We start from the raw sequence: 22834 nt of genomic DNA, 5'->3' as shown, positions 1-22834 counted from the left end.
GGCGTGTTCATGCATTATGTTGTCGATTTAGCTTAAATTCACCAGCAAATCGATACATATCGCAAATACCCTCTTTAAGCGAAAACGAAAAACGACCATGCCGCCTTCCTTGAAATCACGCCTGTCCCACTCCATCTCCACTGACAATTTCTGGCGCGGCGCCAAATGTTTTCTACTTGTTACAGTTGTTGCGCTTGCCGGCTGCGCCACCAACGCGCAAAATCAGCAAGCCCAGGCCGATCCGGCCCAGTCCGCACGCGATAATTATCTTTCCTATACCCAGTCCGATCCATTAGGCGCCTATCTTGCCGGTAAACCGCAGCCATCTCGCGGCAGTTCAAAACCAAGCAAGACACTCGCTACAGCCGCGCTGAACATGCTGGGCATCAAATATCGCTTTGGCGGGGAAACACCCAACACCGGTTTCGATTGTAGCGGCCTGGTCAGTTATGCGGCGGAAAAATCGCTGGGCTTGAAACTGCCTCGCACGTCGGCCGAAATAGCGCGTGAAGGCAAATCGATCAAAAGCAGCGAGCTGAAAAAAGGCGACCTCGTATTTTTCAATACCCGCGGGCACCGAAATTCTCACGTAGGCATCTACCTGGGCGATAAAAAATTCGTGCACGCTCCGCGCGCAGGCGCCGTGGTGCGCATCGAAAGCATGGATATCGCCTACTGGAAGAAGCGCTATAACGGCGCGCGCCGACTGGCGGCTAATACCACTTCCAGCACCCTGGCGGCAGCCAACCGATAATCTTCCGCAGTGCCTTGCTTCAGGCACTGCACCTCACCTCGTCGGACCACGGCAGCTTTGCTCGATGCAAGCTGCCGTTTCGTTTTGGCGACGGCTTTCGTACTTGAGAAAGACGGGTGTGTCGGCGAAGCTTGGACGAGCCCATTAACCACCGTGCACCTCAAGCCGTAAGGTCGGCAAGTTTCTATTGCGCAGTTGTACGGGGTGAGTGGGGGCAGTCCGGCGTGTAGGCGTGCGCCGCGTGCTGACGAAGGGAAGCCGGGGGGGTGTCGTCGGCCGCTGTCTGACCGAAGCGCAGCGCAGGGAGTTCGGCCGACGCCCGGCTGGACGAGGCAGACGCGGAAATAAGCACGCCGTGCCGGAATGCCCTCACCCACCCCGTACAACGTCATAAAAACAGGACAACGTCATAAGAGCAGGAAAGCGTCACTAAAGCATAGTGCCGTAAACACTCGAACCGAAAGTGCGCTAGCCGGGCCGCCTAGCCGGGCCTGGAAACAAACCGAACTGGTTGACCGTTACCGCTCTTCTGAACTGGACATGCCTCACAGTACCCACACTGGTCCAAAGCCTGTTTCATGCTGCAAACCGAACGACGGCAGGCAAGTACACGTATTCCAGAACGCTGGGCCGCGGCGCGGAATGTCTTCATGACGTTATGCCCCAGGAAGTCTGTGAGCAGTATCAGCAGCTGGGTACCGGAGGGCAGCTGCAGTGTTTTCTTCTGATGAGACGGATCGCGACCGCTGATATGCTGCCGGATGGCGATGTTGTGACCTTTGAGCAGATCAGGAATATTTCCCAATCGATCGGCCCCTACCACTACTGCGCTGACGACTTCGGACATGATGACTCCAGATCAAGAAAACCAGTTCCGTAACGATAATCATTCTTATTATCAAAGTCAACAACGTTGTGTGGGTATTTACACTTGGTAGGGAGCCTCGCCGTTGGCGATCAATCCGGCTTGTGGCCTTTATCGATGGCTTCCTGCACCACATCCCGCGTGAGCGAGGGCTGCAACATCTCGAGCAGGACGTAGACATAGTCGCGCAGGAAAACGCCCGATTTGACCGCGACACGGGTAACGTGGGTGCCGAAAAGGTGGCCCGCCGGTAATCCCACCAGCGATTTGTCGCGACGTGGATCAAAGGCCATGCCCGCAATGATTCCAATTCCCAACCCTACGTCGACATAGGTCTTGATAACGTCGGCGTCGATGGCTTCCAGTACGATATCGGGACGGATACCATGGGCGGCAAATACTTCGTCGATAGTGCCTCGGCCGGAAAACGCGTGGTCGTAGGTCACAATCGGGTACTCGGCAAGCTGCTCCAGGGTTATGGCTTTGGCGGCGCTGGATGTCAGCTCCGCCAGGGGATGATCCGGTCGTACCACGATGGTGTGTTCCCATGAGTACACCGGCATGGCGGCAAGGCCCGGAGTAAGAGCCAGGGTCTCGGTGGCAATAGCGACGTCGGCTTGTTCATGCAGAACCATCTGGGCCAAGGTTGGAGGACTGCCTTCCGCCAGTGAGACCCTGACCTTGGGAAATCGCTCGCGAAAGGCGGGAATGACTTTCGGCAGGATGTAGCGGGCCTGGGCATGCGTGCAGCCTATGACCAAGCCGCCCTCGTCGCGCCGGGCGAATTCGTCGCTGACCTTTTTCAGGTTATCGACTTCGCGCATGATGCGGTCAATGACCTGGGCCACTGCATGGCCAGGCTTGGTCAGCCCCTTTATGCGCTTGCCATGGCGTTCAAAGATCTTCAGCCCAAGCTCGTCTTCGAATTCGATAATGGCTTTCGATACGCCCGGTTGCGACGTATACAGCGTGCGCGCCGCCTCGGTCAAATTGAAATTACGGCGGATCGTTTCACGAACGAAGCGGAATTGCTGAAGATTCATAAAAATAGCCCTTTCGGAAAGGGCTATTATATGTAATAAAGAAATTAAAATATATTCTTTGTGGTTATAAGCTTACTTCATAGAAATAGTCGTATTGACCCCGGAAGCATGTGCTGACCAGCGTGCCGTAACGGTTTTTGTCTGTGTCCAGAAATTGACGGCCTGTTTGCCGTTAGGACCGGAATCGCCCAGCTTGGAGCCGCGTGAGCCGGTGAAACTGAACCATGCAACGGGAACAGGAATAGGAATGTTGATGCCGATCTGGCCGACATCGATATTATTCTGGAAATAGCGCGCGGAACCGCCATCCTGGGTGAACACGGCGACACCGTTGCCATTCGGATTGCGATTGATGAACTCAACCGCTTCTTCGAGCGTATCGACGCTCACAATCGACAGCACCGGGCCGAATATTTCTTCACGATAAATCGCCATATCGGCGGTCACGTTGTTGAAAATGGTTGGACCGACAAAATTACCCTTTTCATAGTTCAAGACCGACAGCCCTCGCCCGTCGAGCAGCAGTTCGGCACCTTCGTCAACACCTTGCTGAATCAGGCCTTCTACACGCTTCTTGGCATTGGGCGACACCAGGGGTCCGAGGTCGGCATCGCGATCGGTGCCGATGCTGACCTTGAGCTTTTTGGCGCGTTCGATAAAGTCGGGCAACCACTCGCGCGCCTCACCCACCATGACCGCAACGGAGGTGGCCATGCAACGCTGGCCGGCAGCACCAAACGCGGCACCGACAAGTTGATTAAGGGCAACTTCGCGGTCGGCATCGGGAAGAATGACGCAATGGTTCTTGGCGCCCATCATTGCCTGGCAGCGCTTGCCCGCCTTGGAAGCGCGATTGTAGATTTCCGTACCGACATGAGTCGAGCCAATGAACGAGATGGCCTTGATATCGGGATGGTCACACAAGCCATTGGCAGTCTCCGGGCCGCCATGCACGACGTTCAGCACGCCAGGCGGCAAGCCGGCTTCAAGAGCCAGCTTGGCCAGCATCAATGACGAACTTGGATCTTGCTCGGAGGGCTTCAGAATGAAGGTATTGCCCGTGGCCACGGCCAACGGGAACATGAAGCACGGCAGCATGATGGGAAAGTTGAACGCCGTAATGCCGGCAACAACGCCCAAAGGCTGAATAAGGGTGTAGACGTCGATGCCCGAGGCCGCATTTTCGGCGTACTCGCCCAACTGCAGCGAAGCAATCGAGCAGGCATGCTCGATGACTTCCAGGCCACGTCCTACTTCACCTTCGGCATCCGGCAGCGTTTTGCCGTGCTCCAGCGAAATGGATTTCGCCAGCGCACCGGTGTTGTCGCGCACCAGCTTCTGCAGATTCAGCATCACACGCATGCGCGTGCCCTGGCTCGCGTTGCGCCAAGTCTTGAACGCCTCTTTGGAGTTAGCCACCGCCAAATCCAGTTCTTCCTTGGTTGCAAACGGCACTTGCGCAACAATCTCTTGGGTGGCGGGATTAACAACATCACGCCACTGCGTTGTTTTCGACTGCACAAGCTCACCACCGATAAGTAGTGGAATACGGGGAACTGCACTCATTAAGGTCTCCTTGGCGCATTCATGATGCAAAATGAAATTAACTTTTCTTGACTAATGGACATGTCGACTGGGACAAAGGCTGGAATGCTTCATTGGCGGGGATGGTCGCGACCAGCTTGGATAAATCCCACTCGTTCTTGGATTCAGCTGGCGTCTTTACCTCGTACAGATACATATCGTGAATCACGCGGCCATCAGGACGTATCGAGGCATTGTGCATGATCGAATCCTTGATTGGAATCTCGCGCATCTTGGCGGCAACCACGTCGCCTTCGGTGGATTCCGATGCGGCCACCGCCTTCAGGTAGTGCCTTACGCTGGAATAGACGCCGGCATGCGTCATCGTGGGTTTCTGACCCTTGAATGCCTTGGCGAACTCATTCGACCAGGCACGCGTGCCTTCATCGAAGTCCCAGTAGAAGCCGTCGACATAGGTCAGGCCCTGCGCGGTTTCCAGCCCGAGGGCACGGAGGTCAGACAGGAAGATAAGCAAGGAAGCCAGGCGCTGACCGCCGGCTACGATACCGAATTCGCGCGCCTGCTTGATGGCATTCACGACATCGGCGCCGCCATTGGCCAATGCCACAACCTGGGCCTTGGAAGTCTGCGCCTGCAAAAGGTAGGAAGCAAAATCAGCCACATTTAGTGGATGCAGTACCGAGCCCACCACGGTTCCGCCGAGTTCCTTGACCATGTCCTCGGCGCCCTTCTGCAAGGAATGTCCGAAGGCATAGTCGACCGTGACGAAATACCAGGACTTGCCGCCCTTGCCTATCATGGCCCGAACGCCACCCACCGACTGAGAATAGACATCGAACATCCAGTGAAAGCCTACCGGCGAGCAGCTGTCGTTGGTAAGGCCAGTAGTCGCCGGCCCGGAGAACATGACGACTTTATTTTTTTCCTTAGCGATGCCCTGTACAGCCAGCGCGACCGCCGAGTTGGTCAGGTCGGCAATGGCGCTGACGCCATCCCGGTCGAACCATTCCCTGGCCTTGGCCGCGCCAACGTCAGCCTTGTTCTGATTGTCGGCCGACACCAGCGATATCTCCATGCCCTTACATTCGGCGGCGAGGCAGTCGTCTATGGCCAGTTGAGCCGCAGCCACCGAACCAGGTCCGCCCATGGACGCGTAGGTACCCGACATATCGGTAAGCACGCCAATTTTCACCGGTGGCGCCTTGGCCTGGGCCGTACCTGCAAGGCCCAAGCACAGACTGGCCGCCAGCGATAGTGTGAGTTTGTTCATGTTTGTCTCCGTCGTTATTTTTGCGTCGTAATGCGCTTATTTGGGCAGCCCGGACCTCCCTCCACTCCAACGCGAGGGCGCTTCGAGCCACTCATGCAGTGTAGTTGTGTAAAAAACTAAATTCCATCAAAATATTTGCACATTGAATGCCAATTAATGCACAAGGTTTTATGGACTGGGATGGACTGCGTTATTTTCTTGAAGTGGCCCGCACGCAGCGTGTCAGCGCCGCCGCCGTGCGCCTTGGTGTGCAGCACACCACCGTATCGCGGCGAATTCACGCCTTGGAGCAGGAACTCGGAACCATACTCTTCAACAAATCCAAGTCTAGCGGCTTTACGCTGACAGAGGAAGGTACTCGGTTTTTTTCCTACGCCGAAGAAATCGAGAGCACGCTGCTGTCCGCACGCGAGGACGTTTCGGGACAATCGCAAACCCTTTCAGGGCATTTGCGCGTGGGTTGTACCGAGGGCTTCGGCAATTATGTACTGGCGCCACTCATGACAGACTTCCAGCGCCGGTTCCCGGCCATTACGCTGGATATCATGCCGGTCCCGCGCTTCATCAGCCTATCGAAGCGCGAGGCCGACATCGCCATATCGCTGGAACGCCCCCAGCGCGGCCCATACCTATGTACCAAACTGATGGATTACTCGCTGAAGCTGTACGGTGCAACGAAATACCTGGATCAGCGACCGCCCATAGCCAGTCTGGCCGACCTGGCTGGACACAGCTTCATCGGCTATGTCGAAGAACTGCTTTTCAGCGACCGGCTACGCTACCTGGACGATATCGTTCCCCCGGATCGGGTGATTTTCAAAAGTACCAGCGTCATTGCGCAGTACCAGGCGGTTCTGCAAGGGCAGTCACTGGCCATTCTGCCCTGCTTCATGGCGGCGCAGGATCCGCGCCTGCGCGCCGTGCTTGAAGAAGACGTCGTCCTGACACGCAGCTTCTGGATGTACTGCCATGAAGATCTGCGTCAGTCCAGGCGCGTGATGGCGCTATGGGACTTCCTGAAAAAATCCGTACAGCTGAACGGCCCTCTGTTGCAGGGTAGCGGAACAGCTCTGCAATACCTACAGGAAGAGCCCTTCTGACTGCAGCCGGCCGCAGCCATATCTTGCACGCTAGGCAGCCTTGGGATCGGTGGTCACTTTCGGCGCCTTGGGCGCCTTGACGCGCAACTTGCGCCACATCATATACATCATCAAGCCCGTGAAGACGGCATGCACCAGCCACACGCCTACGCCGAACTGGAGCTGGCCGTTGCCGATCCAGCCGCGGGACAGGTTGATAAGGTTCATATACAGCAAGCCTACCAAGCCGGCGATCAAAAGGTCGCCGGATCGACCCAGTCGTGGATTCACCGCGCCCAGCGGTATCGCCAGCAAGGCGAGGTTCAGCGCCGCAAGCGGCAAGGCGATTCGCCACATGATTTGCGACCGCGCATTGTCGTTGTTGTCGGCAAATAGCTGCATCGTGGGCCGCGCCTTGATCTGGCGCTCCGCCTCTTCCCTGACCGCGGCGGCCGAGCTTGCATCGCTGCTGCTTTCAAGGCGGAAGCCATAACGGTCGAAGTCGACCAGGCGGAACTCCGACTGGCCTGGCTTCAAGTCATAGCGGTGGCCCTCGTTAAGCACCAGGAACCGGTCGCCGTTAGGCTCCATCTGGATACGCGCACTCTCCGCCGTAATAACGCTGAGCCATTCTGGATCGATCACGCGCGCAATGATATTGCCCAGTTCCTGGTCAGGCTCAGTAGGCTCTTCCGCAAAAAACACCCGTGCACCATCCTGGGTTTCGATGAACTGCCCTGCCGTTACCTTGGAAAGGTCGGAGCGTTGCTCGTAGCGCTGCCGATACTCGCTGATCTGGCGATATGCCCAAGGTGATGCAAACAGCGTAAGAACAGCGATCATCACGGCGACGGGCACGGCACAACGCAGCACCGGTCCGATCCAGTCCTTCAATGACAGGCCGCTGGCGAACCAGACCACCATCTCGGATTCGCGAAAATTCCGGGTAATCGTGGTGAGCACGGCAATGAACAAAGAGACCGCCAGTATGACCGGCAATGCCGTAATACTGGAAAACGTCGCCAGCCCCACCACCACATCGGCACCGATAGCGCCGTTGGCGGCCTCTCCCAATAAACGGACGAGCAATACACTGAGCCAAACGACCAATAATGTAGAGAACACGACACCAGCGTGACTCAGGATTTCAGATACAACGGAACGTTTGAATAGTGACATGAGAGAATATGCGGGATAATCATAAGCATCCTATGGACACTTTCTGGAAACTCGAATGGAATTTAGCACACAGACTACGGCTTCCTTGCATCAAATCAAGACAGCCGCGCTCGCGGTAGGGGTATTTGCCGACGGTATCTTGAGCCCCGCAGCCGATATTATCGACCATGCCAGCAACGGTGCACTGCGCAGTGTTCTAAGTTCCGAATTCAAGGCCAAACCGGGCACGCATCTGGTGTTAAGAAACCTTCCCGGCGTCGCGGCGGTCCGGGTGGTTCTGGTGGGACTCGGCAAACAAGAGCGCTACAACGCGGCAGGCCATGCCGGGGGTGAGCTCGCCTTCGCTAACTATAGTGTAAGCGCGAATCTGGCAGAAGGTGTCTCGACGCTTGCGGCGATCGAGTGCGCCAACTCTACATTGCGCGCACGTGCGCGTGCGGCGGCAATGGCAGCCGGGCGCGCCACCTACCACTACAACGCAACCCTCAGCAAGCGCGATGGCGACACGCCATCGAAGTTGCGTAAGATTGCGGTGTGGGTATCGCGGACCCAGGCCACCGAAGCACAAACCGGCCTGCGTGAAGGCCGGGCGATTGCCAATGGAATGAACCTTACGCGTTTGCTGGGCGATTTGCCGCCCAATATCTGCACACCGACATATTTGGGCAATACCGCCAAAAAGCTGACCAAGGAATTCAAGACGCTTAAAGCCGAAGTTCTGGGCCGCAAGGAAATCGAAGCCCTGCAGATGGGGTCTTTCCTGTCGGTGGCGCGAGGTTCGTATGAAGCACCCGTCTTTATTGTATTGAAGCATACCCCGGCAGGCCCAAAGCCATCGGCCAAGAACCGGAAGGCGCCCATAGTCCTGGTGGGCAAAGGCATAACTTTCGATGCGGGTGGCATTTCCATCAAGCCCGCCGCGAATATGGACGAAATGAAGTACGACATGTGCGGCGCCGCCAGCGTGCTGGGCACCGTGCGCGCCATTGCCGAGCTGGAACTCGATCGCGAAGTCATCGCGTTGATCCCTTCATGCGAGAACCTGCCCAGCGGGCGGGCCAACAAACCCGGCGACGTGGTCACCAGCATGTCCGGCCAGACCATAGAAATCCTTAATACCGATGCCGAAGGCCGACTGGTCCTGTGCGATGCCTTGACCTACGCCGAGCGGTTCAAGCCTGCTGCCGTGATCGACGTGGCCACACTTACCGGGGCCTGCGTCGTTGCCCTGGGGCATATCAATACAGGGTTGTTCAGCGCGGATGACGCCTTGGCCCACAGCCTGCTGCAAGCCGGACGCGACACCAACGATCCAGCCTGGCGCATGCCCCTGGACGACGCCTACCAGGAACAGCTGCGCTCCAATTTTGCCGATATGGCCAATATCGGCGGGCCGCCGGCAGGATCCGTCACCGCTGCGTGCTTCCTCTCGCGGTTCACCGGCAAGTACCCATGGGCCCACCTGGACATTGCCGGAACGGCATGGCGCAGCGGAAAAGACAAAGGCGCGTCGGGCAGGCCCGTGCCGCTGCTGGTTCAATACCTCGTCGACCAGGCAATATAGGCCATGCCAACCCGCGTCGATTTCGCATTCGGGGCGCCGGACCGCCTGGGCATGGCGTGTGAAGTCGTGCGTAAACATTACCTGGCCGGGCGTCGACTGGTGGTATATACCAAGGACAAGCAAAGGCTTAACCATTTCGATCGCCTGTTATGGGGCTTCGACCCGACAGCCTTCATACCGCATGTCATGGCGGGCGACCCGTTGGCGCCACAAACGACCGTACTGTTTACGTCAGACGCCCCCGCCCTTGCCATGCCGGATGCCGCGCAAGGGTCCCCTTGGCTGATCAACCTCGATCTAGCCTGCCCGCCTGCAGCTGAAAAATTCCCGCGCATTCTTGAAATCGTCGGCGACCACGTCGACGACAAGGCGGCTGCACGGGAGCGCTGGCGCCAATACAAGACTGCAGGGTACGACCTTCATGCCCACGATGTGTCGAAAAAGCCTTGATCCACGCTACCAACACCTGCCCCACTTGCAAATTCAGCAACTTGTAAGTTAATCTTGGTACTACATAAAAAGGGACAGTCCCTTTGACCAGCCACACACATTAAAGGACACACCATGAGCGATCTTCGTCAAACCACATTGCCTGACCGTGGCTATGCCACGGGCGAGGTTGTGCGCAACCGCGTCATGCGCAATACATACTGGCTGCTGGCGCTCTCCCTGGTGCCTACCGTGCTGGGCGCCATGGTCGGCCTGAACACCGGCATCAACCAAGTCATGGGCGCAAGCCCCGGCACCAGCGCCATCGTTTTCCTGATTGGCGCATTCGGGCTCATGTACCTCATTGAACGCAACAAGAATAGTTCATTAGGCGTCGCCCTGCTGCTGGCATTCACGTTCTTCATGGGCATTATGCTGTCGCGTTTGCTGGGACACGTAATGGGCCTGGCCAATGGCTCGCAACTCATCATGATGGCGTTTGGCGGCACAGCAGCCGTCTTCGGCACAATGGCCACGGTTGCCACCACGACCAAACGAGACTTCTCCAATATGCAGAAGTTCCTGCTTATTGGCGTGGTCATTCTCATCGTGGCATCCATTGCGAACATCTTCCTGCAACTGCCTGCCCTGATGCTGACCATCTCGGTAATGGCCATTGCCATCTTCTCGGCATTGCTGCTGGTCGATCTGCAGCGCGTCATCAATGGCGGCGAAACGAACTATGTTTCAGCCACGCTCGCCATTTACCTGGATGTCTACAATATTTTTGCCAACCTGTTGATGCTGCTCGGCATCTTCGGCGGAAATCGCGAATAAGTTTGAAGCCACACGGCTGCCTGCGTAGCCACGCAAACTTACACCACCGGCCAGTTTACTGGCCGGTTTTTTTTATCGCCGGGCCGCCCCAAGATAAAAAAGCGCCCCCTCGGGGGGCAGCGCGGCCACGCAGTGGACGTGCGTGGGGGCTTTTTCTATTGCCGGGCGTCCTTGTTCCACCGGTACAGTCCTTCGCCCGCCATCACCAGTACCGCCATCCATATCGGGATATACGTCAACCAGGCCGATGCAGCCATAGGCTCGCCCAGAAGAAGAAAGGCCACCCAAAACAGCAGCACAGGTTCGATATAGCCGAGTATGCCAAAGAGCCCCATGGGCAATTTGCGACTGGCTGAAACGTAGGAGACGAGCGCCGCCGAGCTGATAAGGCCCAGCAGTGGAACCAGGACCCACAGGCCGGGATTCTGGCCAAATTGATCCACGACGTTGCCATCCTGGATATACAGCAGCCAGAAGGCGGCAGGCAGCATGAACAGCATATCGAACCACAGCGCACTCAAGGTGCCCATGCGCAGCATCCGGCGTAAGATGAAATATGGCGGATAGCCGAACATCACCAACGCGGTGGCCCACGAGAAAGCGTCGACCCGCCATAGCTCATGTCCCACGCCCACTGCGGCCATTACCACGGCCGCGACTTGTATCCGGGTCAGGCGCTCGTTATAGAGAAAGCGTCCCACCAGTACCATGACCAGTGGCAACAGGAAGTAGCCCAACGACACATCGAGCGCCCGGCCATGCAAAGGCGCCCACACGAACAACAATAACTGGGCGCCGATCAGGATCGCGCTAAGCGCCAGCAGCAGCCACAGACATGGCTCATGGCGCAAACGGCGAGTTATCTGCCCCACCTCGCCCCACGCCCGGGCGCGCGAAACCAGCAGGGCCACGGCAGGCAGGCCCAATAGAATGCGCCAGGAAAAAATAGCGCCGCCATCCAGCGGATACAGCAGGGTCGCGTAGTAATAAAGCGCCGCAAACAATACCGATGAAAAGATCGAAAGTGCGATGCCTTGCTTCATGGGCGACACGGATAAAGCCGGTTTAGCCGGAACAGCCGTTCACGCCGCAATATCACGTCGAGCGATTCCAGCTCTTTTCCCGGCGCGAGCGCAAAGCCGGGGATTTCATCAAAAGCGGCCGCAGCCTGTAGCGGGTACTGCAGCAGACACCGGACCAACAGCTCATCCGGATCAAAGAGCGTTACCCCATAGCCGCGCAATTCAGTACGATTGAAGTCCTTGATATTGCGCGTGACAATACCGGCCGATGCCCCCGTCACAGGAACGCCTGCCGCCGGTAGGCCGGCCGCCCTGCACTTTGCGGCGCGAGCGGCTGCGATCACGTGCCAGTCCTTGGGGTCGCTGCGCCGCAGGCCGGCCTTGAATGGGGTGATCTCACCCTGGTCGGCGTCCGGAAAATCGGCCTGCAGCGCCAGCCACTGAAGTTGAACATCAGAGGCGGAAACTCCCCACAGGCGGGATGCGTTGCGTTGCCATTCGTCGCCGATGATGCTGCTCCAAGCGGGACGGAAACAGGCTTGCTCCGCCAGGCGCAACAACAAGCGACGCAGCACATTGGAAATCAGCACACAGGTATCGAGGACCAGGATCTGGGGGAGAACAGGCTTGTCCATTTCAGTAACGCTGCAATTCCATCAAGACCTTGCGGGTCAGCAAGGGGCGGCCCAACTGCTCGTCCAGCCGTTGCCTCAGGGATAAGCGCAATTCCGGTTCGAGTGCGGAATCGTCAAAGTCGGGAGCGTCATCGCCCAGGCCATAGCCGGTTTCGTTGAGCAACATCCACTCGAATCGGCGCAAGGCGCTTGCCGCCGACCGCGAGGGTTGCCCCTCCGTCCTTGTTCCTGCCAACTGCTGCAAGGCCGCGTCATAGGCATCGTAGATCACCGGATGGGGGTCCTCACGGGGTAACAAGCGCAATAGCAGCTCGTTCATATACCAGGCCGACATCAATGCGCGGCCATTGAGTGGCCGTATGCCAACGCAGTCGGCGCGCGTCAGGGTCTTCACCTCGCCCGCCCCGCTCCATGACAAGCCTATTGGCTGGAAGGCCGTCAACACAGGACGCAATACCGAGTAGGGGCGTTTCGCCCCTTTGGCTACCAGAGCCATGTTTCCGTAGGACCGTGTAAAGACCTGGACGATCAGCGAAGTTTCACGCCAGGCGGCGGAATGCAGCAAGTAGCCGATGGCATCCTGGACGCGCGATACCCGTCTAGTCATATCCCAGTTCGCGCAAGGTACTCTCGCGGTCGGACCAGCCCTTGCGAACCTTGATGTAGACTTCGAGGTGCACCGTCTTGTCCAGCAGCTTGACCATGTCCTGGCGGGCTTCGGTCGCCATGCGCTTCATGTGCGCACCGCCGGCCCCAAGCAGAATAGGCCGGTGCGTTTCGCGTTCGACCACAATGCAGGCCGCAACTCGGACGCCATCCTCGTTTTCTTCCCATTCCTCGATGACCACCGTGCACCCGTATGGAAGCTCATCCCCGACCAAACGAAATATTTTTTCGCGTATGAGTTCGGCCACGATAAAACGCATGGGACGATCGGTAAGCGTGTCGGCCTCGAACATGGGCTCGCCTTCGGGCAAGCGCTGGGCAATCTCACCAAGCAGATTTTCAAGTTGCACACCGCGCAGGGCGCTGACAGGCACGACAGCGGAATAAGGGTGCTGCGCCATGATCTTGTTGACATAGGCGAACATATCGTTCTTGCTTTTGAGGGCGTCGACCTTGTTGACGACCAATATCGTCTTTTGGCCGTCCTTGGGCAGCAAGGGCAAGAGCTGCGCATCACCGGCGGACCATTTCCCCGCCTCGACCACATGGAGGATCACATCGACGTCGCCCAAGGCCTGGGTGACCACGCGGTTCATCATGCGGTTCATCGTACCGCCGTGGCGTGTCTGGAATCCCGGCGTGTCAACAAAGACGAACTGCTCATGCTCGCGTGTCAGTACGCCGTTGATGCGGTGGCGCGTGGTTTGCGCCTTGCGCGAGACGATCGATATCTTGCTGCCTATCAGGGCATTGGCCAGCGTGGACTTGCCGACATTGGGTCGGCCTACGACGGCAACGAAGCCGCAACGAAATGGATGGGTCATTTGTTCTCCTGGGACACTGCCACAGGCAATGACAACTGTGTTGATTTGCGGGCGCGCGCGGGACGGGACCCTTTGGCGGGCGCCAACGCATGGATGGCCGCAATGGCGAGTTCGGCGGCCGACTGTTCAGCGGCACGACGACTGGAACCAGGTGCATTGACCTTGATTTCCAGCTTGGGGATCTGGCATTCGACTTCGAACAGCTGATTATGCGCCGCACCGTGTGTGGCGATTACGGTATAGGCAGGAAGATCAAGTTTGCGAGCCTGCAAGAGTTCCTGCAGAAGCGTCTTGGGATCTTTGCCCAGGGTCTTGGGATCGACATGGAGCAATATGGACTCATACTGGCCCGCTATCACCTTTTGCGCTGCATCGAAACCGCCGTCCAGGAAGACGGCGCCCAGGACAGCTTCGAGGGCATCCGCCAATATGGACGGACGCCGGAAACCGCCGCTTTTGAGCTCACCTTCGCCTAATCGCAAATATTGCGACAGGCACAAACGGGTGGCGATGTCGGCCAGGGACGACTGTTTGACGAGGTTGGCGCGCAGGCGGGACAAATCGCCTTCATCAATTTTGGGAAAACGCTTGAACAGCAGGGCCGCGACGACGAAATTAAGCACCGAGTCACCCAGGAATTCCAGGCGCTCGTTGTGGTGGGCGCTATGGCTGCGATGCGTCAGCGCCTGGTCCAGTAACGTCTTGTCGACGAACTGGTAGTTCAGTGCCGTTTGCAGGGAGTCGACGCTAGTCATTACTGAAACCGGCCTATGCGGCCAGGCTCTTTGAAGTTCATCCAGATGAAGAAAGCCCGCCCCACAATATACTTGTCGGGTACGAAGCCCCAATAACGGCTGTCCAGGCTGTTATCCCGATTATCGCCCATCATGAAGTAATGGCCTGCCGGCACCGTACACCGGACGCCGTTGCCATAGTATTCGCAATTGTCGCGGAACGGGTAATCGGATATAGCCATATAGTCTTGCCCCGCCTGCTTGTTAAGCAAGATATTGTGCGTGACCGGACCGAGCTGCTCGGTGTAGCGCCCTACGTAAGCCGAACGGTCAGGTTCGAAGAAATCGCCATCGCGTTCAAGGGGCACTTCCTTGCCATTGATGGACAGAACCTTGTTCTGATACTGCACGATATCGCCGGGCAACCCGACCACGCGCTTGATATAGTCTACGCCGGGATCGACGGGATAGCGAAACACCATCACATCGCCGCGCCCGGGTGAACCGATATCAACGACCTTCTTGTCGATAACGGGCAGACGTATACCGTACTGAAACTTGTTGACGAGAATCAGGTCGCCATCCTGCAAGGTGGGAAGCATGGAACCCGAAGGAATGCGAAATGGCTCGACCACGAAGGCACGCAGGGCAAACACGAACAAAATAACGGGGAAGAAGCTGACGCAATACTCCACCCACCACGGGGCATGGTTAGCCTTGTCATAGGCCTCCTGGCGGATGCGGGATGCCTCGGTGTGCTCCAGCCCGGCCACGGCCGGCCCGGTTGCCGCCATGGCGGCCACAGCACCGGCACGCCGCCGGGAACGCAGGTAGAAGAAGTCCAGACACCAGACTATTCCGGTCAGTACCAGCAACAAAAACAAGACCAGCGCAAAATCCCAGCTCATACCCGATACACCTTATTGTTTTTCATTTACTTGTCTTCAACCTGCAGAATGGCCAGGAATGCTTCTTGAGGAATCTCCACGTTGCCCACCTGCTTCATGCGTTTCTTGCCGGCCTTCTGCTTTTCCAGCAGTTTCTTCTTACGTGAAATATCGCCGCCGTAACACTTCGCGAGTACGTTCTTGCGCAAGGCCTTGACGTTTTCGCGGGCGATCACTTCGGCGCCTATGGCCGACTGTATGGCAATGTCGAACATCTGGCGGGGGATCAATGAACGCATCTTGGAGACGACTTCCCGGCCGCGATACCTGGCGTTGGATCGGTGCACCATCATGGACAGCGCATCGACCCGGTCGCTGTTTATCAGCAGGTCGACACGAACCACGTCGGCCGCACGGTACTCTTTGAACTCATAGTCCATCGACGCGTAACCCCGGGAAACCGATTTGAGCTTATCGAAGAAATCCAGGACGATCTCGGCCAGCGGCATTTCGTACATCAGGTGAACCTGTCGCCCGTGGTAGGTCATGTTCAGCTGCACACCACGCTTGACCATGCACAGCGACATGACGGCTCCTACGTATTCTTGCGGCATGAACAGCGTCACGGTGACGATGGGCTCACGGATTTCGGTGATGTTGCCCACTTCGGGCATGCGCGAGGGACTTTCGATCATCAGCATCGAACCGTCGCGGGTCTCGACCTCGTACACCACGGTGGGCGCCGTCGTGATGATGTCCATGTCGAACTCGCGTTCGAGGCGCTCCTGCACGATTTCCATGTGCAGCAGTCCCAGGAATCCGCAACGAAAGCCGAAGCCCAGCGCTTGCGAGACTTCGGGCTCGAACATGAGCGATGAATCGTTCAGCTTGAGTTTTTCCAGCGACACGCGCAATTGATCGTATTCGCTGCTTTCCACGGGATACAAGCCTGCAAATACTTGCGGCTTGACCTCTTTGAAACCCGGCAAGGCCGACGCAGCGGGCTTGCCCGCCAGCGTGATGGTGTCACCCACCTTGGCGTGTTCGAGCTCTTTGATGCCCGCAATAATGAATCCTACTTCGCCTGCCGACAATTCGGGACGAGGCTCCGACTTGGGCGTGAATACGCCGATATGCTCGCAAAGGTGGGTATACCCTTCGGCCATCAGCAGAATCTTGTCTTTGGGCTTGAGCACGCCATTGACGATGCGCACCAGCATCACCACGCCCACATAGTTGTCAAACCAGGAGTCGATGATCAAGGCCTGCAACGGCTTTTCCCGATCGCCCACCGGCGGCGGGATCTTGGCAACGATAGTCTCCAGGATATCGTCGATACCCATGCCGGTCTTGGCGCTGCACAGGATTGCGTCGCCGGCGTCGATACCGATGACGTCCTCGACCTCTTGACGGGCGCCTTCAGGATCCGCTGATGGGAGATCCATTTTATTCAGGACCGGAACCACCTCCACACCCAGCTCGATGGCGGTGTAGCAGTTGGCAACTGTTTGGGCTTCGACGCCCTGCGTTGCGTCAACGACGAGCAGCGCGCCCTCGCAGGCCGACAAAGAACGGCTGACCTCGTATGAGAAATCGACGTGGCCCGGGGTATCGATAAGGTTGAACGCGTAGACCTTGCCATTTTTGGCCTTATAGCTCAGGGCTGCGGTCTGGGCCTTGATGGTAATGCCGCGCTCGCGCTCAATGTCCATGGAGTCGAGGACTTGCGTGGACATCTCACGATCAGCTAACCCTCCGCAACGATGAATCAGGCGATCGGCCAATGTGGACTTGCCGTGGTCAATATGAGCAATGATGGAAAAGTTGCGGATGTGATCCATAAACCGGAAAAAAGAAGCCCACCGAAAGACATGAGCGGATATTAAAGGAAACATGCAAAAGGGACGCGCCCAGGGCGCGCCCCTTTTGCTATCGGGCCATTTTAGCCGTTTCTGGAGATTATTTTCCGGGCGTCACTGTCACCCACTGGGTTTGGTCGCCCCGCATCACCAGCAAGGCTGCCGCACGGGATTTATCGAGGCCCGCAACCAGCTTCGCATACTGCTCCGGACTGGTGACATCGGTGTCGTTGATGGTCAGGATGATATCGCCCGCCGCGAGGCCTGCGGCGGCCGCCTGGCCTTCAGCCTCGACGACCTGAACGCCGCCCTTGATCTTCTTGCTGGCCGCTTCGGACACCGCGCTTACCTTCAGGCCCAGTGCATCAGTCGGAGCCGCCTTGGGTGCCTCGGGTTGTCCGCTTTCGGTTTCACCTTCCGCCGACGGCATCTCGCCCACCTTAACCTTCAAGGTTACGGTCTTGCCCTTGCGCCAGACTTCCATCGAGACGCGTGCATCGGGTTTGGTCGCCCCGACAATGCGCGGCAAGTCGGTCATGTGGGTAATATTCTTGCCATCGAATTTGGTGATAACGTCACCGGCACGGATACCGGCTTCGTCGGCCGGGCCACCGGGTTCGACGTTGCTGACCATGGCGCCCTCGGCGTCGGGCAGGCCTATGGCTTTGCCGACATCATCGGAGACAGGTCCGATCTGTACACCGATACGGCCACGCGTTACCTTGCCGTGTTCCTTGAGCTGTTCAACGACGCGCATCACTTCGTCGATGGGAATGGCCAACGAAATACCCATGAATCCGCCGCTTTGGGAAATGATCTGGGAGTTCACCCCTACCACGCGTCCGGCCAGGTCGATGAGCGGCCCGCCCGAATTACCGGGATTGACGGCCACGTCGGTTTGGATGAATGGCAGATAATCGCCCGTATCACGGTTGATCGCGCTGACGATGCCCGAGGTAACGGTGGAGTCCAGTCCGAATGGAGAGCCAATGGCCAATACCCATTGCCCTTTCTTGAGCGTGGTCGAGTCGCCGATGGGCAGGGGCGGAAGGTCAGTGGCATCGATCTTCAACAGGGCCACATCGGTTCTTGCGTCCGTACCGATGACCTTGGCCTTGTATTCTTTGCCGGATGTCATGGTGACGAAAATGCCGTTGGCTTTTGCAACGACATGATTGTTGGTCAACACATAGCCGTCCGCCGAAATAATAAAGCCCGATCCCACTCCGCGCGGAACAGTGCGTTCTTTTTCCTGGGGTGCTGGCGAAGGCCTATTGCGTTGACCCGGTCCCGGCATGCCCGGCGGCGCGAAATCAGGTCCGAAAAACCAACGGAACATGTCGTAGGGGTCGTTGTTATTAGGGCCCATTCCGGGACCGCGCGCCGGCACGGATTCGGTCGTGCGGATATTGACAACCGAACCTTCGGTCTTGGCAACAATCGACGTGAAATCGGGCACCGACAAGGTGGGCGTTGGAGCTGTCTGGGCGGCGGCCGTGCTTCCGAGCGGCGACAAGGCCACTAACAGACTCGCCGACGCGCAGGCTATCATCTGCGTGATTTTGCTATTGCCTACTGGGGTAGAAAGCATCATGAGACTCCTGTTTGGAAATTAAAGTTATTTGTTCCCTGCTGCGGGTACATACTCGGTGCGCTCTGCAATATCGCGCAATGTCTGTGCCGGGACTTCGCCCAATGCCGTGAGCCAATAGTCGTCGATCCGTGTACGGAAGACGTTCATGGCTCCTCTGCGCATGGCGCCTTTGGCCAAGGGGTTATCGTGCGCGTCATCGAAGGGCTCGATGAAAACGGAAATCGCGGCGATGCCATCGGATACCACCAACTGGCTGACTTTCCTGCCGGCCTTCATGGGACGCGATACCTGCGTGAGGGCGTGAAATCCGGGAGGAACTGGAATTCGCCAGCCGTCCTTGGCCAGATTCACGGACTTCATGGGCGTTTCGACTATTTCCCAGCCGCGCGTATTCCAGCTGCTTGCCAAGTCCTGGGAAGCGACCTTGTCGCCCACTTGCAAACTATTAAATGAGATTTGGTCGATGACGGCCTGATCGCTATCCACCGTTTGTGCTTTGAGCAGCAGATTCGTTTTGCTGTCGGTGCATATTCGGTAGCCATAGCGTTGCTGGTCTTTGGGCACCAATTCGACTATGGTGCATTCCCGACCGGCGATTCGATTATGCGATTCGCTGATCTTGATGACGTAGTTCGCGGGAATGCTTTTGCCGTCATCCAGCAGCATGCCAGGAAATCGGTCACCGCGCCGGCGTTCCAGAATGATCAGCTTCTTCTCCGGAATCAGGCACTGCGTAATATCGTTATGCCGGACGTATTCGCGTGGCGGGCCGTCGAGCATTTCAATGCGTTCGCGTTCGCCAGTGCCGTCAACGATATGGACGACACGGGACGACACCATCATGGTGCCCTGCTGATAGGTGTAGACGCCGGAGTAGTCAAGTTCGCGAGCCGCCGCCTGTACCTTCTGCAACAGCACAATGCCCGGATCCGCGGGAAGGCTCTGGGGACTGCCGGCTGCCTGGCCTGGTCGGGCAAGTACCACCGTGGCGGTAAGGACCAGCAGGTAACACACCAGATTTGCGCCCATCCGCTGCGATATACCGTTCTGAGGAAAGCGAGTCGATGTTTGCCCCACTACAGCCATTACCTGGAAGCTCCCGAACCAAATGAAACTTGTCTTACCGCGCTGGATCCGGAAATTTCCCGATGAGCGTCGAGGTAGTCCCGAAGACCTGGATCGTCGGCGGCGCTGGCCATTACCTGCACGGGCGGCGATCCGGCAGTTTCGGGGCCTGTTAAATAAGGCAAGGCGACCCACACCACGGTAGCGACGGCGGCGGCAACCGCCAGGCCGGATAACCCCAGGCGCGCCGGACTGCGTCCATGCAAGTTGCGCGGCGCCACGATGGAGGGTTCGGCGTCAAGCGCCTTGGACACGCGTGCGTAGAAAAAATCGCTGGGCTTGATGGCCAGGTCTTGGTTGCGCAGCACGTCGCCGATAAGGTGGTAGGTGTCCCATACCTGCCGGCCGTAGGGGCTGTCGAGGTCTTCAGGCCGAATCTCGGCCTCCCCATCGATCCAGGTGGATACGGAGGCTTCCCATGATGCCTGCTCGTGATCGGGCCTGGCTTGATTGGCTGCTTGCATTTTCAAAACTCCTTACCAACGACGCTCGGGATCATTACCCAACACAGGTCGCAACTGCGCCGCGATAGCTTCACGGGCGCGAAAAATACGCGAACGCACCGTACCTATGGGGCAACCCATGCTTGATGCAATATCTTCGTAGCTCATACCTTCAATTTCACGCAAGACGATAGCGGTGCGCAGATCCTCGGGCAACGTATGGATGGCGGCATTGACCGTTTCCACGATCTGCCGGCTGGCCAACAACGATTCCGGGGTACTGATGTCTGTTAGGTTATCAATCGGGCTAAAAGTTTCACCATCTTCCGTTTCTGTTGCATTTGGGGTGCTCGGACGACGTCCGTTGGCCACCTGCCAATTGCGAGCGGTATTGATGGCGATGCGATAAAGCCAGGTGTAGAAGGCACTGTCTCCGCGAAACTGCGGCAGAGCCCTATATGCCTTGATGAACGATTCCTGGGCAACGTCTTCGACTTCCGAGGGATCGCGCACCATGCGCGACAGAAGGCGCATGATCTTGCGTTGATATTTCAATACCAACAGGTCGAATGCGCGTTTGTCGCCGCGCTGCACGCGGGCGACCAATTCTGCGTCTACGTCACGTTCGCTCATAGGCTTTCCTTTTGCAGGACTCGGCCAGGCATGGCAACTTGCCGGGCAACGTGTACGCACAATTCGTTCCAGGCCTGCCCGGACACGGTTGATCTCCAGATGGTGACTTCAATCGGCTTGCTTGAAGCGCCCGCGGTTTCCCGCAGCTGGAGAGTCATCCATGCAAATGCCGGCCAGGCATGGGTGAGGCACATAGTAGTCGTCGTCCCATATAACGTGACTTCCCAAAGACCGCCATCACGCAGGGACAGTGTACCTGCTTGCGCAGGAAAATCGGTCATGCGGCAAATAGTCCATTTGCCGGCCAGTGCCAGGGCAGCAAGGGCAAGGACACAAGCCGCAAGATCAGTGCTGACCAGAGGCCATCCGGCATAGGCCAAGGCAAAAAGGCCGCCGAAACACGCCGCCATGCCAAGCAGGCGGACCCAGCGCGGACGCTGAACCGGCCATTGCCTGACCATGGCGACGGTGCGCTCCAGCTTAGAGCCTCCGCACGATCATGGATCCGTTAGTGCCACCGAAGCCGAACGAATTCGACAGTGCGATGTCGATCTTCATGTCGCGCGCCTGGTTGGCGCAATAGTCAAGATCGCATTCAGGATCCTGATTGAAGATATTGATGGTCGGTGGCGATATCTGGTGATAAACGGCGAGCGTGGCAAACACGGCCTCGATTCCGCCGGCAGCACCCAGAAGATGGCCGGTCATGGACTTGGTGGAATTGACCACCAGCTTCTTGGCGTGATCACCGAAAGCCAGCTTGAGCGCTTCTGTTTCGTTCTTGTCGCCCAACGGCGTAGAAGTACCGTGCGCGTTGACGTAATCGACTTCGTCGGCATTGATGCCGCCGTTACGCAAAGCGTTGACCACACCGCGCCTTGGACCATCGCGATCGGGAGACGTAATGTGATAGGCGTCGGAGCTCATGCCATATCCGGCAAACTCGCCGTATATGCGCGCGCCGCGCTTGCGGGCGTGCTCGTATTCTTCAAGCACCAGGGCGCCTGCGCCTTCGCCTAGTACGAAGCCATCGCGATCGCGATCCCAGGGCCGCGATGCGGTAGTCGGGTCGTCGTTGCGTGTGGACAAGGCCCGCATGGCCGCGAAACCGCCAATGCCCAAGGGGGAAACTGTTGACTCAGCACCACCCGCCACCATGACATCGGCATCACCGTACTCGATAAGGCGTGCTGCGTCGCCGATGGAATGCAAACCGGTCGTGCATGCGGAAACCACCGCATAGCTGGGGCCTTTCAGGCCCAGCATGATGGACAACTGTCCTGAAATAAGATTGATGAGCGATGCAGGCACGAAGTACGGCGAAATACGGCGGGCGCCGCGTTCGAGATACTCGACTTGCTGTTCTTCAATGCGCGGCAGGCCCCCTATGCCGGAACCGATGATGCTGCCAATGCGTTCGGCATTGCCTTCGGTGACTTCAAGGCCTGAGTCGCGCCACGCCTGTGCACCCGCCGCCACGCCATAATGGATGAACGTATCCATTTGCTTGGCTTCTTTGGCACTCATGTACTGTGTGACATCGAAATCTTTGACCTCACCCGCTATCTGGGCGTTAAACGTCGACGGGTCGAAACGCGATATGCGCCCGATACCTGAACGCCCATTAACGATATTGTCCCATGCGCTGTCAATATCGCTGCCGACCGGCGAAACAATACCCAGACCGGTAATGACGACACGTCGTTTCACGGATGACTCCTAAAATAAAAAAGCGGCTTAAAGTGAGTAGACACGCTGTTTCGCCAAATCGGTGAAGATTTGGCGAAACAGCGAACTAATCCCTAGAAACCGCCTTAAGGCGATGATCCGGCGTTCCGGATCTGCGC

23 protein-coding genes are annotated in these 22834 nt (G+C 57.6%); 5 read left to right on the top strand and 18 right to left on the bottom strand.

Annotated features, from left to right (window positions below):
* The first annotated feature begins 97 nt into the window (after window positions 1-97).
* Complete coding sequence (locus tag CR159_RS01590) at window positions 98-754, top strand: C40 family peptidase (protein WP_102072230.1); 657 nt, start codon at window positions 98-100, stop codon at window positions 752-754.
* Window positions 755-1235: 481 nt separating this feature from the next.
* Here the strand turns inward: CR159_RS01590 and CR159_RS01585 are convergent, their stop codons facing one another.
* The 4 genes from CR159_RS01585 to CR159_RS01570 form a co-directional block, all read right to left on the bottom strand.
* The gene (locus CR159_RS01585; protein ID WP_102072229.1) at window positions 1236-1601 is read right to left on the bottom strand and encodes a DUF2325 domain-containing protein; all 366 of its coding nucleotides are present in this window, start codon (window positions 1599-1601) and stop codon (window positions 1236-1238) included.
* 110 nt (window positions 1602-1711) lie between these two features.
* Window positions 1712-2662 (bottom strand): CysB family HTH-type transcriptional regulator, encoded by a 951-nt coding sequence (locus CR159_RS01580; RefSeq protein WP_102072228.1) that lies wholly within the window; start codon window positions 2660-2662, stop codon window positions 1712-1714.
* Window positions 2663-2734: 72 nt separating this feature from the next.
* A complete protein-coding gene (locus tag CR159_RS01575; RefSeq protein WP_102072227.1) occupies window positions 2735-4228 on the bottom strand; it encodes a CoA-acylating methylmalonate-semialdehyde dehydrogenase in 1494 nt (497 codons plus the stop codon).
* Window positions 4229-4265: 37 nt separating this feature from the next.
* Window positions 4266-5477 (bottom strand): ABC transporter substrate-binding protein, encoded by a 1212-nt coding sequence (locus CR159_RS01570; RefSeq protein WP_102072226.1) that lies wholly within the window; start codon window positions 5475-5477, stop codon window positions 4266-4268.
* Window positions 5478-5623: 146 nt separating this feature from the next.
* On the opposite strand from CR159_RS01570, the gene CR159_RS01565 reads away from it, so the two are divergent.
* Window positions 5624-6577: a LysR family transcriptional regulator gene (locus CR159_RS01565; protein ID WP_233208126.1), complete on the top strand. Its 954-nt coding sequence runs from the start codon at window positions 5624-5626 to the stop codon at window positions 6575-6577.
* Window positions 6578-6607: 30 nt separating this feature from the next.
* Here CR159_RS01565 and lptF read toward each other — a convergent pair whose 3' ends face one another.
* Window positions 6608-7735, bottom strand: coding sequence for an LPS export ABC transporter permease LptF (gene lptF, locus CR159_RS01560; protein WP_102072225.1), 1128 nt, complete (start codon window positions 7733-7735; stop codon window positions 6608-6610).
* 55 nt (window positions 7736-7790) lie between these two features.
* Between lptF and CR159_RS01555 the strand changes: the two genes are divergently transcribed.
* The 3 genes from CR159_RS01555 (at window position 7791) to CR159_RS01545 (ending at window position 10565) form a co-directional block, all read left to right on the top strand.
* Window positions 7791-9299 (top strand): leucyl aminopeptidase, encoded by a 1509-nt coding sequence (locus CR159_RS01555; protein WP_102072224.1) that lies wholly within the window; start codon window positions 7791-7793, stop codon window positions 9297-9299.
* Window positions 9300-9302: 3 nt separating this feature from the next.
* Window positions 9303-9749 (top strand): DNA polymerase III subunit chi, encoded by a 447-nt coding sequence (locus tag CR159_RS01550; RefSeq protein WP_102072223.1) that lies wholly within the window; start codon window positions 9303-9305, stop codon window positions 9747-9749.
* A 114-nt stretch (window positions 9750-9863) separates the two neighbouring features.
* Entirely contained in the window at window positions 9864-10565 is a 702-nt protein-coding gene (locus CR159_RS01545) for a Bax inhibitor-1/YccA family protein (RefSeq protein ID WP_102072222.1), read from the top strand.
* 155 nt (window positions 10566-10720) lie between these two features.
* On the opposite strand, the gene rarD is transcribed toward CR159_RS01545, so the two are convergent.
* The 13 genes from rarD to fabF all read right to left on the bottom strand — a co-directional run bounded on the left by rarD (window position 10721) and on the right by fabF (window position 22697).
* Window positions 10721-11608 (bottom strand): EamA family transporter RarD, encoded by an 888-nt coding sequence (gene rarD, locus CR159_RS01540; protein ID WP_102072221.1) that lies wholly within the window; start codon window positions 11606-11608, stop codon window positions 10721-10723.
* Window positions 11605-12222 carry a PIN domain-containing protein gene (locus tag CR159_RS01535; protein ID WP_102072220.1) on the bottom strand — a complete coding sequence of 206 codons (618 nt, stop codon included), beginning with the start codon at window positions 12220-12222 and terminating at the stop codon, window positions 11605-11607. Before CR159_RS01535 ends, rarD begins: the two co-directional genes overlap by 4 nt.
* A gap of 1 nt (window position 12223) precedes the next feature.
* Window positions 12224-12829 carry a DNA repair protein RecO gene (recO, locus tag CR159_RS01530; RefSeq protein WP_102072219.1) on the bottom strand — a complete coding sequence of 202 codons (606 nt, stop codon included), beginning with the start codon at window positions 12827-12829 and terminating at the stop codon, window positions 12224-12226.
* Window positions 12822-13712, bottom strand: a complete 891-nt coding sequence (era, locus tag CR159_RS01525) for a GTPase Era (RefSeq protein ID WP_102072218.1) — start codon at window positions 13710-13712, stop codon at window positions 12822-12824. Before era ends, recO begins: the two co-directional genes overlap by 8 nt.
* Entirely contained in the window at window positions 13709-14467 is a 759-nt protein-coding gene (rnc, locus tag CR159_RS01520) for a ribonuclease III (RefSeq protein WP_102072217.1), read from the bottom strand. Before rnc ends, era begins: the two co-directional genes overlap by 4 nt.
* Window positions 14467-15354, bottom strand: a complete 888-nt coding sequence (gene lepB / locus CR159_RS01515; protein ID WP_102072216.1) for a signal peptidase I — start codon at window positions 15352-15354, stop codon at window positions 14467-14469. The genes rnc and lepB overlap by 1 nt, the downstream gene beginning before the upstream one ends.
* A 26-nt stretch (window positions 15355-15380) precedes the next feature.
* Window positions 15381-17174 (bottom strand): translation elongation factor 4, encoded by a 1794-nt coding sequence (gene lepA / locus CR159_RS01510; RefSeq protein ID WP_102072215.1) that lies wholly within the window; start codon window positions 17172-17174, stop codon window positions 15381-15383.
* 118 nt (window positions 17175-17292) lie between these two features.
* A complete protein-coding gene (locus CR159_RS01505) occupies window positions 17293-18783 on the bottom strand; it encodes a Do family serine endopeptidase (protein WP_102072434.1) in 1491 nt (496 codons plus the stop codon).
* 27 nt (window positions 18784-18810) lie between these two features.
* Complete coding sequence (locus CR159_RS01500) at window positions 18811-19872, bottom strand: MucB/RseB C-terminal domain-containing protein (RefSeq protein WP_102072214.1); 1062 nt, start codon at window positions 19870-19872, stop codon at window positions 18811-18813.
* Window positions 19872-20375 (bottom strand): sigma-E factor negative regulatory protein, encoded by a 504-nt coding sequence (locus tag CR159_RS01495; protein WP_102072213.1) that lies wholly within the window; start codon window positions 20373-20375, stop codon window positions 19872-19874. The genes CR159_RS01500 and CR159_RS01495 overlap by 1 nt, the downstream gene beginning before the upstream one ends.
* Window positions 20376-20387: 12 nt before the next feature.
* Complete coding sequence (gene rpoE / locus CR159_RS01490; RefSeq protein ID WP_102072212.1) at window positions 20388-20987, bottom strand: RNA polymerase sigma factor RpoE; 600 nt, start codon at window positions 20985-20987, stop codon at window positions 20388-20390.
* Window positions 20984-21448 (bottom strand): hypothetical protein, encoded by a 465-nt coding sequence (locus CR159_RS01485; protein ID WP_102072211.1) that lies wholly within the window; start codon window positions 21446-21448, stop codon window positions 20984-20986. Before CR159_RS01485 ends, rpoE begins: the two co-directional genes overlap by 4 nt.
* 19 nt (window positions 21449-21467) lie before the next feature.
* Window positions 21468-22697: a beta-ketoacyl-ACP synthase II gene (fabF, locus tag CR159_RS01480; protein ID WP_102072210.1), complete on the bottom strand. Its 1230-nt coding sequence runs from the start codon at window positions 22695-22697 to the stop codon at window positions 21468-21470.
* Window positions 22698-22834: the final 137 nt, after the last annotated feature.

This window comes from Pollutimonas subterranea, assembly GCF_002849655.1.
Classification (GTDB): domain Bacteria; phylum Pseudomonadota; class Gammaproteobacteria; order Burkholderiales; family Burkholderiaceae_B; genus Pollutimonas; species Pollutimonas subterranea.
The sequence above is the reverse complement of the archived record's forward strand: the minus strand, read 5'-3'. Positions and strand labels throughout refer to the sequence as shown.

Coding starts and splice junctions, on each gene's coding strand:
- CR159_RS01585 (WP_102072229.1), bottom strand. CDS start 1,601: ATGTCCGAAGTCGTCAGCGCAGTAGTGGTAGGGGCCGATCGATTGGGA.
- rarD (WP_102072221.1), bottom strand. CDS start 11,608: ATGAAGCAAGGCATCGCACTTTCGATCTTTTCATCGGTATTGTTTGCG.
- era (WP_102072218.1), bottom strand. CDS start 13,712: ATGACCCATCCATTTCGTTGCGGCTTCGTTGCCGTCGTAGGCCGACCC.
- CR159_RS01505 (WP_102072434.1), bottom strand. CDS start 18,783: ATGCTTTCTACCCCAGTAGGCAATAGCAAAATCACGCAGATGATAGCC.
- CR159_RS01495 (WP_102072213.1), bottom strand. CDS start 20,375: ATGCAAGCAGCCAATCAAGCCAGGCCCGATCACGAGCAGGCATCATGG.
- rpoE (WP_102072212.1), bottom strand. CDS start 20,987: ATGAGCGAACGTGACGTAGACGCAGAATTGGTCGCCCGCGTGCAGCGC.
- CR159_RS01550 (WP_102072223.1), top strand. CDS start 9,303: ATGCCAACCCGCGTCGATTTCGCATTCGGGGCGCCGGACCGCCTGGGC.
- rnc (WP_102072217.1), bottom strand. CDS start 14,467: ATGACTAGCGTCGACTCCCTGCAAACGGCACTGAACTACCAGTTCGTC.
- recO (WP_102072219.1), bottom strand. CDS start 12,829: ATGACTAGACGGGTATCGCGCGTCCAGGATGCCATCGGCTACTTGCTG.
- lptF (WP_102072225.1), bottom strand. CDS start 7,735: ATGTCACTATTCAAACGTTCCGTTGTATCTGAAATCCTGAGTCACGCT.
- CR159_RS01500 (WP_102072214.1), bottom strand. CDS start 19,872: ATGGCTGTAGTGGGGCAAACATCGACTCGCTTTCCTCAGAACGGTATA.
- CR159_RS01575 (WP_102072227.1), bottom strand. CDS start 4,228: ATGAGTGCAGTTCCCCGTATTCCACTACTTATCGGTGGTGAGCTTGTG.
- lepA (WP_102072215.1), bottom strand. CDS start 17,174: ATGGATCACATCCGCAACTTTTCCATCATTGCTCATATTGACCACGGC.
- CR159_RS01485 (WP_102072211.1), bottom strand. CDS start 21,448: ATGGTCAGGCAATGGCCGGTTCAGCGTCCGCGCTGGGTCCGCCTGCTT.
- CR159_RS01535 (WP_102072220.1), bottom strand. CDS start 12,222: ATGGACAAGCCTGTTCTCCCCCAGATCCTGGTCCTCGATACCTGTGTG.
- CR159_RS01580 (WP_102072228.1), bottom strand. CDS start 2,662: ATGAATCTTCAGCAATTCCGCTTCGTTCGTGAAACGATCCGCCGTAAT.
- lepB (WP_102072216.1), bottom strand. CDS start 15,354: ATGAGCTGGGATTTTGCGCTGGTCTTGTTTTTGTTGCTGGTACTGACC.
- CR159_RS01590 (WP_102072230.1), top strand. CDS start 98: ATGCCGCCTTCCTTGAAATCACGCCTGTCCCACTCCATCTCCACTGAC.
- CR159_RS01555 (WP_102072224.1), top strand. CDS start 7,791: ATGGAATTTAGCACACAGACTACGGCTTCCTTGCATCAAATCAAGACA.
- CR159_RS01565 (WP_233208126.1), top strand. CDS start 5,624: ATGCCAATTAATGCACAAGGTTTTATGGACTGGGATGGACTGCGTTAT.
- CR159_RS01570 (WP_102072226.1), bottom strand. CDS start 5,477: ATGAACAAACTCACACTATCGCTGGCGGCCAGTCTGTGCTTGGGCCTT.
- CR159_RS01545 (WP_102072222.1), top strand. CDS start 9,864: ATGAGCGATCTTCGTCAAACCACATTGCCTGACCGTGGCTATGCCACG.